This is a genomic window from Umboniibacter marinipuniceus (assembly GCF_003688415.1).
Classification (GTDB): Bacteria; Pseudomonadota; Gammaproteobacteria; order Pseudomonadales; family DSM-25080; genus Umboniibacter; species Umboniibacter marinipuniceus.
Map to the genome: position 1 here is coordinate 205,616 of NZ_REFJ01000001.1, position 12,625 is coordinate 218,240.

The following is a 12,625-nucleotide window of genomic DNA, read 5'->3' on the forward strand; positions in this document are numbered from 1 at the left end:
GGTAAAGAGATAATAAAATGGGTTTAAAGCAGGTTAAAGTTTTCACCACGGATCTAACGCTGGGCATGTATGTGTCGCGTTTGGATAAGCCGTGGACGCAAACCCCATTTCCGCTTCAGGGTTTCTTTATCAAATCCGCTAACGATATTAAAGAATTAAACTTTCATTGTAAGTATGTCTACATCGACACCGAGAAAGGTCGCGAGCCGATAAACGTCGACCGTAAGCGCGCAGACGCCGCAGCCCCCTCTATGAAAGGAGCGGTAAAGGAAGCGGTTTCAATTACGAACCAATCCATTGATGTTAAGCGTATTCCGGTAGTCCATGACGAATACGCCGAAGTTACACCGCTCAAGAAGGAAGTGATACAAGCGCGGCAGATGCACAAGCATGTGACTGACGCGGTAGAAAAAGTTTACGAGCAGGTTTCGGCCGGCGGTTCACCTAATTTGGCGGGCACGCAAAAGGCGGCTACAGAGATGGTAGATAGCGTCCTCCGTAACCCGGACGCCTTTACTTGGCTATCTCGAATCCGTGACCGAGATGAGCACACGTGGGGTCACTCGGTAAGATCGTCTGTCTGGGCGGTGTTATTTGGGCGTCATATTGGTCTAAAGCGTGAAGAGTTGCAGATTCTAGCAACCGGCGTACTACTGAAGGATGTGGGAAAGATTAAAATCCCGGCGTCAGTGCTAACGGTAGGCAAACGAAATCCCGCGCAAGAAAAGTTATACCGTACGTTCGTTGACCACAGCGTCAATATTCTTCGTTCAATCCCCGAGTTAGATCGTCGAGTTATCAAAGTAGTCGCTAGCCATTGCGAACGACTTGACGGTAGTGGCTTCCCCAATAAGTTAGTTGGCGATAAGATCCCGCTGCTGGCGAAGATAGCAGGACTGGTCACCGTGTACGATGAGATCTCCAATCCACGTGGAACTCGCCAAACCTTATCGCCAAGCAAGGCAATTGGTTGGTTATATAAGGTACGCAATCGTCTCTTTCAAGAGCAGCTTGTGGTCGAGTTTATTCAGGCCATTGGTGTGTATCCAACGGGAACTGTTGTTGAGCTATCAACGGGTGATGTTGGAGTGGTAGTCGAGCAGAACTTCGCGCGTCGTCTTCGCCCGGTAGTAGCTATTGTTCGCAATGCGCTTGGTGAAACTTTGGAAAAAATGAAAATTCTCGATATGAGCAGTGATGCTGAGCTTAAATTGTCGAAGGGTGAGTCACCCATCACCATCAAAGCGGATATTGAGCCCGGAACCATTGATATTGATATTGCCGCCATTCGAGATGGCTATATCAATACTGGCGGCTTTAGCCTTAAAAAGCTTTTTGGCTTTGGCGCATAGTCTCTAGACCGCTTAATAGTTATCTGGAAGTATTAAAAAACCAAAGGCCGAAACGACCTTTGGTTTTTTTGTGCCCCGCTTAAGGCGAACCGCTGGAGTGGATCAGCGCTGATTCAAGGGGGCTGGGTGAGCTAGCGTCTTAAGCATCACTTGATAATTCAGTACTATCATTAAATGCGCCAATCACTTCACCCATGCGAACCGGCGTGCCTGCTGAGAAGCCATCAATCCACTCGCTCGCATCCTTAGGGGTGACCACAATAGCCGTAGAGCCAAGCTTAAAACGCCCCATCTCCGCGCCTTTGGCTAGCTTTACTGAAGGGGAGCGACCCGCCCTGTCAAATTGGCTGACCACAATATCTTTACTCAGCGGGCAAACTTGACCACCCCAGACGGTTTCTATGCCCGCCACAATCATCGCGCCAACTAGAATAAGCGCAACGGGGCCCTTTGGTGTGTCGAATACGCATACTAAGCGTTCGTTACGGGAAAATAGGCCAGGAACCAATTGAGCGGTTACACCGTTCACGGAGAATAGATCTCCCGGAACATAGATGGCTTTACGCAAAGTCCCGCCGAATGGCATGTGCACGCGGTGGTAATCGCGCGGTGATAAGTAAATGGTTGCAAAGCTACCGTTGGCGAAGGTGTCCGTCAGCTCAGGTTGGGCGCCAAGCAGGCTATGAAGACTGAAATATTGCCCCTTGGCCTGCATGAGCTGACCATTTTCAATTTTTCCGCACTCGCTAACTACGCCGTCGGCTGGACTCACCAGGGTATTGTCGCCGGAGTCAATTGGGCGCGCATCGGGCTTTAGTGCCCGAGTGAAGAAGTCATTAAACGAGGCGAAAGCGGTGAGCTCTTGCTCCTGCGCATCGCTCATATCAATGTCAAACTTCTTTGCAAAGTTGCGAATAAAGGCATCCTTGATCCAGGGTGTTTCGCTGGCTGCTAAGCGGCCTACTACGCGAGAAAGCGTATGCTGCGGCAACACATGCTGAAGCGCTACGAAGAGTTGATCTGAAAGTTTGGTGCTCATAATTCTACCTGTGTGTCTTCGCGATTACCCCACTCAGACCATGAACCATGGTAGGCGCGGATATCGAGTTCTAGAAGGGTGCCAACGAGCCAGGTAAACCCGGACCGGTGGTGTGACTGACAATGGGTGACCGTTGGTTGTGCGAGGTCAACACCTCGTTGTTGCAAATATTCCTTCGCGTCCGTTCGTATTCGCAAGTTCTTTTGCTGGTCCATTAATTCGGTCCACTCAACATTAATGGCGTTGGGCATATGCCCGCCGCGTTGGGCGAGCTGCTTTTCGCCGCTAAACTCTGCCGGTGACCTAGCGTCTATGACCTGAATAGGCTTAGGCGAATTGAACGAGCTAATTAGCTCGTTAGCTTCAATGAGTTTCTCTGAGGAAATCGAGCCGTTAAAGTCGCCCTCTTCGGGTTCGTGTCCCTTCGTGGAGCAGATGAAACCCTCATTACGCCACGCTACTAAGCCGCCATTTAGGTAGCTGGTACTGCTAAACCCAAAGAGGTCAAGCGTCCAGAGGAGTCGGCCAGCCCAACCACCGCCCTCGTCGTCAAGCGCCACTACCCATGAATCGTGATTGATACCAAGCTGTCGAAGTACGGAGATAAGCTTAGCCTCGGGAGGTATTTTTCCGGGCGCTGGAAGTGTGCCCACGATGAGCTCGCGAAAATTCAAATTGATGCTCCCCGGAACATGGCCTTGAGCAAAGTGCTCGGGGGAACTCAGATCAACAATCACCAGACGTGGGTCGTCGAGGTACTCGAGTAGCGCTTCGGGTTCGATTAAGCGTGGCAACTGCATTGTTGGTTCCTATTTGGGTTGTCCAAGACCTTGAATTATCTGCTGGCAAGACTGCCATCGATTCGCCGATATATTACCATTTTCCAGTGCAGCCTGAACAGCACAGCCAGGTTCGCGATCATGATGGCAATCGCGAAACTTACAAAGGCCTAAAAAGGGACGAATTTCCTTGAATCCGCCATACACATCGTCGGGTTGCATGTGCCAAAGGGAGAACTCTCGAATTCCTGGTGAATCAATCAGATCACCACCGGACGGAAAGTGGAAGAGTTTCGCGGTAGTGGTGGTATGGCGACCCTTCTGTGAGGATTCAGAAAGTGCGCCAACACGCGTATCCGTTCCGGGCATAAGGGCGTTAATAAGACTACTTTTACCCACTCCGGACTGGCCAACGAATACCGTTGTGTGATCCTTCAAGAATTCAGTTAGCTCACTTAAACCTGCCTCATTCACACAGGAGGCGCGAACCACTCGGTAACCGAGCTCTTCGTAGCTATCTACCATACGAATCAGCTTTGCGTGTTTCGCGGGATCAATTAGGTCGGTCTTGTTGAGTAGCAACACCGGCTCGATATCGTTGGTTTCGGCGGCGATAAGATAGCGATCAATTAAATTAGCATGAGCTTCGGGAAAGGGCGCTACAACTAACAACATGTGGTTGATATTGGCGGCCACTAATTTTAACTGCCCTCGGTGGTCGGGGCGTTCAAGAATATTATCACGCTCCTCCTGGGCCACCACAACACCCGTTGGGTTGCCGTTATGGAAGACGACTCTGTCGCCGGTGACCAAAGCAGGGACGTTCGCGCGCACATGGCAGCGAACAACGTCACCAGTGAGTTTGGACTCAACATCGATCTGGACGCCGTAGTGAGCAATGACCACACCAAACTCCTCGTCACCTAAGTGAGTGTCTTGAAGCTTTGATTCGGCCTTGTTGGCACGCTTGCCGGCACGTTCACTGCGCTCGTCTTGAATCTTTTGAATGCGCCAACTTTGACGGCGGGTTAACTTTCTTTTAGCCATAATGCAATTCGGGTCCCTAGGGACCCGAATAATAGCGTACTTAGCAACAAATAGTTACTCTGTAGGCTGAAGTTCTACAATGGGTAGGCCTAAGGCCTGAAGGTCTTCATAAACAGTTGCCTTATCACCCACTACGACGATGGCGAGGCGATCATCAGTTATCAACCGATTCGCCAAGGCGTTTAGCTCATTAAGCTGGGCATTGGCGAGCGCTTCGTTACGCTGATCAAGGTACGACGCATCAACGTTGTAGGTAGCCATTTGGCTAATCAAACGAAGCTTCTGCGATGGTGTCTCGTAGGCGCGAGCGTCACGCTGGCTGTAGGCGGAACGCATGAAGTTGAGTTCTGCTTCAGTCATGCCTTCTGCCTTGAATGCGGCTAGCTCAGCTAAAACTTCCTGAATGGAAGCTAGCGTTGAGTCGGCGCGAACCTCCGCGCTGACAATAAAGGTTCCCGTTTCCATATCACCGCTGAACCCAGATCTCGCACCGTAGGTATACCCTTTATCCTCACGGAGGTTCTGGTTAATACGACTATTGAAGTTGCCGCCGAGATTGAAGTTCATGAGCTGAGCATGCCAGTAGTCACCGTTAACATCCCAGAGCGGGCCGTTCGTAGCGATACGAATGGAGCTTTGAGCGGCTTCGGGCTTATCCATGAAGTAAATGGTATTCGCTTCAGGTGCTTGCCAGCTGATTTGTTCAATGGGACGCTCTTGCATAGCCACAGCAATTTCACCAAGCGGAGATAATGCGCTGAGCACCTCTTCTTGGCTGAGGTTTGAACTAACGAGCACAATTGCCATTTGCTCTGGGAAGTTAGCGGAGTAAAAGCTGACGAGGTCATCGCGGCTAATATTACTAACGCTTTCAGTAGTACCAGAGCTTGGGTGAGCAAGCGGATTGCTCGGCTTACCCATTGCTTGGTTCAAAGCATCTTGAGCTAGGGCGGGGCCGCTGGTCTTTGACTGCTGGATGCCCTGAAGTATTTCTCCGCGAATTCGCTCTACGTCGGCCTCGTTGAAGGCTGGGTTAAGCAGGCGTTCAACCAAAATTTCCATCCCGCCATCAAGCGTATCAGTTAGCACTGACAAGCTAGCACTTGCTTGGTAGTCACTCATGTTAAAGCCAACGCTCGCGCCAATACGTTCCTGCATGGCATCAAGTTCAGCGAGACTGTAGTTGGTGGTCGCTTCGCTCATCAGCGCAGCAGTAAAGCTTGATAAGCCCTCTTGCCCTGGCTCGAGGTCTCGCTGGCCCACTTCAAAGCCAACAACAACGCGGCTAGTTGGTGTTTCGGTATTGGTTACACCAAGCACACGAACACCGTTGGCAAGCTCGCCTTCCCAGATAGTTGGCAAGCTAATTGGCTTGGCATTTGGGACGGCTGGACGAGCACTTCGATCGAAGCTATCCGTAGCGGGACGGAAGGCCAAACCACTCATCGGCTCTTCGGGAGCAAGTTGCTCCACTTCGTGGTTATCTGCGCCCGCAGCAAGTTCCGTCATCCCCATTGGCACAACGCTCACGATGACGGCAGGTTTGCCAACAATGAAGCGATTGAATGCATCGGTAACCTGATCGGCGGTGACAGCGCGGTAGCGAGAAAGCTCGTTAGCCATACCATTCGGCGTGCCGAGGAAGGTCTCGTAGTAGGCGAGCTGTCGGACTTTTCCGGATACTGACTGCAGACCGAATACTTGGCTGCGTTCAACATCTGTAATGAAACGAGCGACGTCGTCATCGCTTACACCGCGGGCTACGAACTCGTCAAAACTCTCGCGAACAGCTTGTTCCATATCGGCAAGATTTTCACCAGTTTGGCGATTCTGCACAACGATAGCCGTCATGGTGCAGGCGAGCTCAGAACAACTGTGATTCAGGCTAGCCGATAGCGCTCGACCCGTTTGCACAAGGTTCTTGTAGAGAATAGAAGATGCACCTTGGCCGATGATCTTCGCAGCGGCATCGAGTGCTGGCTCGTCTTGATCGAACAGACTGACGGTTGGGAAAGACATGGCCAATGCTGGCATGAAGATACGATCTTCTAGGGTGGCGTAGCGATCGCTGTCCAGTACCGCTGGCATCGCTGGCATCTTCTCGACTTCGGGGCCCGCTGGAATAGAGCCGAAGTACTTAACCACCATTTCCAGTGTTTCGCTGACGTCGATGTCGCCACCAATGGTCAGCGTAGCGTTGTTAGGTCCATACCAGCGCAGGAAGAACTGTTTGACTGCATCAACTTGCGCACGGTTTAAATCGTCCATGTGACCAATAACCGGCCAAGAGTATGGGTGGCCGGCGGGATAGGTGTGCATCGCCATGGTTTCCCAAACGCGGCCATATGGGGCGTTATCAACGCGCTGACCGCGCTCGTTTTTAACGGTCTCGCGCTGGTTCTCGAAGGTCTCTTCGGTGATGGCATCCAGCAAAAATCCCATACGATCCGACTCAAGCCATAATAGCGTGGCGAGCTGATTAGATGGTGCGGTGTTGAAATAGTTGGTGCGATCGCTATTCGTGGTGCCGTTTAAGGTGCCGCCAGACTCGGTGATGATGCCGAAGTGTTCTTCATCAGCAACGTGCTCTGAGCCCTGGAACATCATGTGCTCAAAGAAGTGTGCGAAGCCGGAGTAGCCAACCTGTTCACGCGCTGAACCGACGTGATAAGTGACATCCACATCTACTAGCGGGTCTGATAGATCTTGGTGGAGCACCACCGTAAGGCCGTTATCAAGCTCAAATTTCTGATATGAAATGACCACATCATCTGGCGTTGAGTTGACGGTTTCAACGAGGCGCACACCGGCCGGTAAAACAAGTTCGTCTGACGAATTGTTTTGCTGGCAACCAGTGACCACGAAGATAGCGAGGGAAAACGCAAGCAGCTTCTTCATTTTTTGAGTCCATAGTTGTTTTTTTCGAGGTATTAGTATTGCACAAATAACGGGAGGGTTACAGTAGTTGCGGTTGAAACTAATGGCCTTTCAATGTGGATTCTACGTGGGGCGTTAAGCTGTGCTATCATCGCTGGGATCTTTTTTAGGAATTCACTATGTCTGCTGATCAGCGTTTAATTTGGATCGATCTTGAGATGACGGGCCTCGAGCCAGAGATTGATACCATTCTTGAAATAGCCACCATCGTCACCGACGCCCAGCTGAATGTGTTAGCTGAAGGTCCTAGTATCGCAATTCGCCATAGTGCGGAGGCTCTCTCGGCAATGAACGAATGGTGCGTTGAGCACCATGGTCAATCGGGCCTTACTGAGCGCTGCCTTAACAGTGAAATCGACCTCGCCCAGGCTGAAGCTATGACGCTAGAATTTCTGCGACAGTGGGTACCTAGCGGTGTGTCGCCCATCTGCGGTAATTCGGTAGGTCAAGATCGCCGGTTTCTAGTCAAGTATATGCCGCTACTCGAGTCCTATTTTCACTATCGTATGATTGATGTCTCCACGCTCAAGGAATTGGCGCGTCGCTGGAGCCCAGCCACCCTCGATCAGGTGAAAAAGAAAGGTGCTCATCTCGCTTTAGACGACATTCACGATTCTATTGCTGAGCTGGTGGTCTATCGAGAGCAGCTGTTCAAGCTCTAGGATCGTCTGCTTTTGCGCCGGCGCTTGCGCTGTGACTGCTGACGCTCAATTGCCCATTGGATGTGTTCGTTGAGCATCTCGCTGAGGTTTTCATCAAGGCGCTGTTTCAGCAGCGTTACATGCTCATCATTGCTAGGCGCGTTTCCGAGCCCCACGGCCAAATTTCGCAGAAAGTTATGATAGCCAGTTCGACGTAGCGGCGAACCAATAGTAGCCGCTAAGAATTCGTCCTCCGTCCAGCGGAAGAGGCGCGATAGGTCGGCACTGTCGAGGTCATTGCGTGGGGAAAAATCTTCCTCTTGGGTGGTGGCGGCCTGTTTGTTCCATGGGCAAATGATTTGGCAGTCATCGCAGCCGAAAACCCGATTACCGATAGCCTCGCGAAACTCCAGTGGAATCGGACCAGAGTTCTCAATGGTTAAGTACGAGATACAGCGCTTAACCTCAAGTTGGTAGGGGGCCACGAAGGCGTCGGTGGGGCAGACCTTAAGACACGCTTCGCAATCATCGCAACGGTCGTGGTCGTCGGGTTGATCAATCGGCAACTCCAGGTCAGTATAAATTTCGCCGAGAAAAAAATAGCTGCCGTCTTCTGGGTGGATGATCAATGAATTCTTTCCCACCCAGCCATGACCTGCTTTACGAGCGAGCGCTTTCTCCATGACGGGAGCTGAATCGACTAGGGCTCGTTGAGCACTCCCGGGGTAGGCGGTAGCAATTTTTGCTGCGAGTTTAGCTAAGCGTTTACGAACAAGCTTGTGATAGTCTCTGCCTAGCGCGTAGCGCGAAATATAAGCCGTGTTTTCTTGTTTAAGTGGTGCCACGAGGTCGACGTCGGCGGGCAAGTAGTTGAGTCTCACAGAGATCACACGTTGTGTCCCAGCTAACAGTGAGTTGGGGGTATAGCGCATGTCGCCGTGGTCTGTCATCCACTCTAAGGGCATGTGCATACTTTTTCCCAGCCAGGCTTTTAAGCGCGCAGCATCCAAGTCAAGATCCGTGTCAGTGATACGGACGTCGTTGAAGCCAAGCTCCGCACCCCAAGCCTTGATCTGGTTGGCGGCTATTTGCAGACTATGAGAATGCGTTTGAGTCATAACACTCGCGTCAGTTAACGGTGGAATTGCTGCTATCATCAATAGAGACGATTTGCGAATTTTAGCGTATAAGTTATACACAATCACGATTTCATTCACGGAGATGACAATATGAATAAAGCTAAGTTAGCTACTTTAATTTTTGGGCTCGCCGCAAGTTCTGTAGTACTCGGTGCAGGAGATCCCGCAGCAGGTCAAGCTAAGGCTGCCGTCTGCGCAGCGTGTCACGGGGCCGATGGTAAAGCCGTGATTCCAGGGTATCCAAATCTAGCAGGCCAGAATGAACTCTACCTGGTCAATTCCATGAAGGCCTACCGCAGTGGTGACCGCAAGCCTGTCGGCAACGGTGCGGTGATGGCTGGTCAAGCTGCCGCCTTGTCAGACGCTGATATAGAGAATCTGGCAGCGTATTTCGCGGCCATGGCGAACTAACTTTAACTCGAGCCTTGCAACTCGCTTTGTAACACGAAACACTAGTTAGAAACGAAGCGGAGACGAGCCATGTTGCATTGGCAGCCCTCTCTATCATGTTCGCAAGTGAAAGCGCTTGATAGAGACTTTCAACAAACGGAGTGCATGCCTGGCTATCAGCTGATGAAGCGAGCCGCACATCACTGTGTGGAACTTATCCAAAGCCACTTCAATCCTCGGCATTGTACGGTGCTGTGCGGAGGCGGTAACAATGGTGGCGACGGATGGCAGATTGCAGCAGAATTACAGGCCACTGGCTGGTCCGTTAATGTGCTGAGTTCGGTTGATCCGCAAACGCTCTCTGGGGACGCTAGACTGGCCTTCGATGCCGCGTCCTCAGCTAAGGTTTGTTGGGGTCGCTGGACGAATGGCATCCAGATTGAAGCGGACCTCCTCGTTGATGCGCTCATTGGTATCGGCTTTAAACCACCTTTAACGGCTGATTTAAAGCAACTAATCAATGCAGTAAGCGAAACAGGTATTCCAGTCCTTGCTGTGGATTGCCCGTCAGGGCTCAATGTGGACACAGGTGATGCCCAACACGCTCTTCCAGCTGTACTAACCGCGACTTTTCTGGCGCTAAAACCAGGGTTGCTGACGGGCGACGGCAAGGCGGCGTCAGGCAACGTTGTGAGCTTCAATTTGGGTTGCCATGCCAGATTCTTATCCAGCTATCACTCGGACGTTCAGCTGCTCACCGAGGTCGATGCGCTTCCTGCGCGCTCACTGAACCACTTCAAGCACCAAGCAGGGCATGTTCTTACCTTCGGGGGCGCTCAGCAGACGGCAGGCGCGGCAATGCTTACGGCGGAAGCAGCGCTTTTTAGTGGAGCTGGACTGGTGACTCTGGCAACCGATGAACCCGGCCAAATGGCAATCAACGCTCGACGACCAGAGGTCATGGTTTGTCGTCATCAAGCGGTTCCAAGCGTCGCTACGGCATCCGTTGTGGCGGTAGGGCCAGGTTTGGCAGCGAGCGATAAGGCTGCGCTAGACTTATGTCTTCAGCTCACCTGCCCTGCTGTGTTGGACGCTGGGGCGCTTCGTGTACTGGCCGCCAATCCAAAGTATTCGGAGCGCTGGGTCCTGACGCCTCATACCGGCGAAGCGGCAGCGCTTTTGAGGGAATCTTCGGTAGCGGTTAATGCTGATAGAATTGGCTCTGCAAAACGAATCCAGCAGCAATTCGGCGGTGTGGTGGTGTTAAAAGGCCCGGGTACCATTGTTTGTGGCCCGGATAGATGTATCATCAATTCTACAGGTAATGCTGCTTTAGGTGTGGCGGGCTCAGGTGATATCCTTACCGGTGTGATCGCGGCGCTCCAGGCTCAGGGTCTTTCTCCCTTCGATGCCGCCGCTGCGGGTGTCTATTGGCATGGAAGGGCGGCTGATCTCTGGCGAGAGAAACATGGTGAGCGCGGTTTAAGCGTGAGTGAATTATTAGTGCTTATTCGGGCACAGATCAATGGAGTAGAATCAGGCACATGTGGTTAGCAGACGAGGCCGCTACAATTTCGCTAGGACAGCAAATAGCAAAAGGTTTAAAGGGTGGAGCCGTTGTGTTCCTTCGCGGTCACCTAGGCGCGGGTAAAACAACACTTACTCGCGGTATTTTGCTCGGCTTCGGCCACAGTGGCGCAGTGAAGAGTCCAACCTACACGCTAGTTGAGCCCTACGAGCTAGAACCTTGGCAACTCTTTCATTTCGACTTGTACCGCCTAGGAGATCCCGAAGAATTAGAGTACATGGGCATTCGCGATTACTTCAGCGATCAGAGCATTGCCCTGATTGAGTGGGACGAGCGCGGCGCAGGAATGTTGCCTCAGCCCGATTTGATCATCAATCTAAATGCCAAGGACACCGGGCGAGAGGTTAGCTTCGAAGCCTGCACAGATCAGGCGGACAACTTAGTTACCGAGCTTGAGTTATGGGGTGCGCAATGATGATGCTTCGCAATGCTTTTATCGCCGTGTTGCTGCTAATGCTGAGCACCGCGACTGTCGCGAATGCGGTGCAGGGAATCCGGACTTACCATGCGCCGGATAACACGCGTATTGTCTTCGATATGAACGAAGCCGTTGCCTACAGCTCATTCGCACTGGATAGCCCCAGCAGATTTGTCATTGATATTGAGCGCGGGGATTTGCTATCTCACGTCGCGCTACCGAGCTTCGAAGCGAGTAGCAGTGTCGATGGCATACGCTACTCAACCAGCGATGAAAAACTGCGCATCGTAATTGATTTAAATCGTAGTGTGGGCGTTAAAACCCTTACGTTAGGGGCCACAGCGGATGCTGGACCGCGCCTCGTGGTGGATATTCCAGAGCTTGACGCACCCTCTTCCGTGATAACGGTTGATACATCTGCCAATCGTAATATTCGGGTTGTGGTTGACCCCGGGCACGGCGGCGAGGATCCCGGCGCATCTGGGCCAGGTGGTTTGCGCGAAAAAAATGTGGTCCTTGATATTGCTAAGCGGCTGGTAGATAAGCTCAATGCGACGGCTGGATACGAAGCCTATTTAACGCGAGACAGTGATTACTACATTCCTCTTAGAGGGCGCAACGATATCGCCCGTCAGCGTCAGGCCGATCTTTTCATCTCCATTCATGCCGATGCCTTCACCAATCCTCAAGCTAATGGTGCTTCGGTCTTTGCCCTTTCTGAGAGCGGCGCGACATCGGAAATGGCAAGATTTTTGGCGGAAACCGAGAATCAGTCGGATTTAGTAGGCGGTGTTAATTTAGTAGATATGGAAGATCAGGTGCTCGCGGGCGTCTTGCTGGACCTGTCTATGACGGGCACACTGTCCCATAGCCTCGAGGTAGGTTCGGAGGTGCTTGAAGAAATTGGCGGCATCGCACGCCTCCATAAGCGAAGCGTTGAGCAAGCAGGATTTGTGGTGCTTAAAAACCCTGATATTGCCTCCATCTTGGTTGAAACGGGGTTTATTTCCAACCCCGGGGAAGCAAGAAAGTTGGCCACTCGCGATTATCGTAGCAAAATGGCGCAGCGTATATTTAATGGTGTCGATGCCTATTTTCGCGCCCTGCCGCCAGCGGGCACCCTCTTAGCGGCATATAAGAACGGTTTGATTCGCCAGCACACGGTAGCCCGAGGCGATTCACTTGGTTTGATCGCGCAGCGCAATCGCGTGACAGTCCAAGCCATTAGAGCGGCGAATAACTTGACTTCCGACGTTATCCACATCGGTCAAACACTAATCATACCAAACGAGTAA

11 protein-coding genes are annotated in these 12,625 nt (G+C 51.9%); 6 read left to right on the forward strand and 5 right to left on the reverse strand.

From position 1 onward, the window contains the following. The first annotated feature begins 17 nt into the window (after positions 1-17). Positions 18-1,352, forward strand: a complete 1,335-nt coding sequence (locus tag DFR27_RS01015; RefSeq protein ID WP_121875599.1) for a cyclic di-GMP phosphodiesterase — start codon at positions 18-20, stop codon at positions 1,350-1,352. Positions 1,353-1,491: 139 nt separating this feature from the next. Here the strand turns inward: DFR27_RS01015 and asd are convergent, their stop codons facing one another. Genes asd through DFR27_RS01035 form a run of 4 tightly spaced genes read right to left on the reverse strand, consistent with a single transcriptional unit; the run spans position 1,492 to position 7,115 of the window. Then, positions 1,492-2,391, reverse strand: coding sequence for an archaetidylserine decarboxylase (gene asd / locus DFR27_RS01020; protein ID WP_121875600.1), 900 nt, complete (start codon positions 2,389-2,391; stop codon positions 1,492-1,494). Next, positions 2,388-3,191 (reverse strand): sulfurtransferase, encoded by an 804-nt coding sequence (locus DFR27_RS01025; RefSeq protein WP_121875601.1) that lies wholly within the window; start codon positions 3,189-3,191, stop codon positions 2,388-2,390. The genes asd and DFR27_RS01025 overlap by 4 nt, the downstream gene beginning before the upstream one ends. A 9-nt stretch (positions 3,192-3,200) precedes the next feature. Continuing rightward, positions 3,201-4,217, reverse strand: a complete 1,017-nt coding sequence (rsgA, locus tag DFR27_RS01030; RefSeq protein WP_121875602.1) for a small ribosomal subunit biogenesis GTPase RsgA — start codon at positions 4,215-4,217, stop codon at positions 3,201-3,203. Positions 4,218-4,271: 54 nt separating this feature from the next. Next, positions 4,272-7,115 (reverse strand): M16 family metallopeptidase, encoded by a 2,844-nt coding sequence (locus DFR27_RS01035; RefSeq protein WP_121875603.1) that lies wholly within the window; start codon positions 7,113-7,115, stop codon positions 4,272-4,274. A gap of 158 nt (positions 7,116-7,273) precedes the next feature. Here DFR27_RS01035 and orn point away from each other — a divergent pair, with 158 nt between their 5' ends. Beyond that, entirely contained in the window at positions 7,274-7,816 is a 543-nt protein-coding gene (gene orn, locus DFR27_RS01040; protein ID WP_121875604.1) for an oligoribonuclease, read from the forward strand. Here the strand turns inward: orn and queG are convergent. Beyond that, a complete protein-coding gene (gene queG / locus DFR27_RS01045; RefSeq protein ID WP_121876083.1) occupies positions 7,813-8,913 on the reverse strand; it encodes a tRNA epoxyqueuosine(34) reductase QueG in 1,101 nt (366 codons plus the stop codon). The genes orn and queG overlap by 4 nt on opposite strands. Positions 8,914-9,024: 111 nt before the next feature. Here queG and DFR27_RS01050 point away from each other — a divergent pair, with 111 nt between their 5' ends. The 4 genes from DFR27_RS01050 (at position 9,025) to DFR27_RS01065 (ending at position 12,625) form a co-directional block, all read left to right on the forward strand. After that, complete coding sequence (locus DFR27_RS01050; protein ID WP_121875605.1) at positions 9,025-9,345, forward strand: c-type cytochrome; 321 nt, start codon at positions 9,025-9,027, stop codon at positions 9,343-9,345. 69 nt (positions 9,346-9,414) lie between these two features. Beyond that, complete coding sequence (locus tag DFR27_RS01055) at positions 9,415-10,878, forward strand: NAD(P)H-hydrate dehydratase (RefSeq protein ID WP_121875606.1); 1,464 nt, start codon at positions 9,415-9,417, stop codon at positions 10,876-10,878. Continuing rightward, complete coding sequence (gene tsaE, locus DFR27_RS01060) at positions 10,869-11,327, forward strand: tRNA (adenosine(37)-N6)-threonylcarbamoyltransferase complex ATPase subunit type 1 TsaE (RefSeq protein WP_121875607.1); 459 nt, start codon at positions 10,869-10,871, stop codon at positions 11,325-11,327. The genes DFR27_RS01055 and tsaE overlap by 10 nt, the downstream gene beginning before the upstream one ends. Continuing rightward, positions 11,324-12,625 (forward strand): N-acetylmuramoyl-L-alanine amidase, encoded by a 1,302-nt coding sequence (locus DFR27_RS01065; RefSeq protein WP_121875608.1) that lies wholly within the window; start codon positions 11,324-11,326, stop codon positions 12,623-12,625. The genes tsaE and DFR27_RS01065 overlap by 4 nt, the downstream gene beginning before the upstream one ends.

What these genes read in the sequence shown, in the direction of transcription:
- rsgA (WP_121875602.1), bottom strand. Translation starts at nt 4,217, where the DNA reads ATGGCTAAAAGAAAGTTAACCCGCCGTCAAAGTTGGCGCATTCAAAAG.
- DFR27_RS01015 (WP_121875599.1), top strand. Translation starts at nt 18, where the DNA reads ATGGGTTTAAAGCAGGTTAAAGTTTTCACCACGGATCTAACGCTGGGC.
- DFR27_RS01055 (WP_121875606.1), top strand. Translation starts at nt 9,415, where the DNA reads ATGTTGCATTGGCAGCCCTCTCTATCATGTTCGCAAGTGAAAGCGCTT.
- DFR27_RS01065 (WP_121875608.1), top strand. Translation starts at nt 11,324, where the DNA reads ATGATGATGCTTCGCAATGCTTTTATCGCCGTGTTGCTGCTAATGCTG.
- DFR27_RS01050 (WP_121875605.1), top strand. Translation starts at nt 9,025, where the DNA reads ATGAATAAAGCTAAGTTAGCTACTTTAATTTTTGGGCTCGCCGCAAGT.
- orn (WP_121875604.1), top strand. Translation starts at nt 7,274, where the DNA reads ATGTCTGCTGATCAGCGTTTAATTTGGATCGATCTTGAGATGACGGGC.
- DFR27_RS01035 (WP_121875603.1), bottom strand. Translation starts at nt 7,115, where the DNA reads ATGAAGAAGCTGCTTGCGTTTTCCCTCGCTATCTTCGTGGTCACTGGT.
- asd (WP_121875600.1), bottom strand. Translation starts at nt 2,391, where the DNA reads ATGAGCACCAAACTTTCAGATCAACTCTTCGTAGCGCTTCAGCATGTG.
- queG (WP_121876083.1), bottom strand. Translation starts at nt 8,913, where the DNA reads ATGACTCAAACGCATTCTCATAGTCTGCAAATAGCCGCCAACCAGATC.
- tsaE (WP_121875607.1), top strand. Translation starts at nt 10,869, where the DNA reads ATGTGGTTAGCAGACGAGGCCGCTACAATTTCGCTAGGACAGCAAATA.
- DFR27_RS01025 (WP_121875601.1), bottom strand. Translation starts at nt 3,191, where the DNA reads ATGCAGTTGCCACGCTTAATCGAACCCGAAGCGCTACTCGAGTACCTC.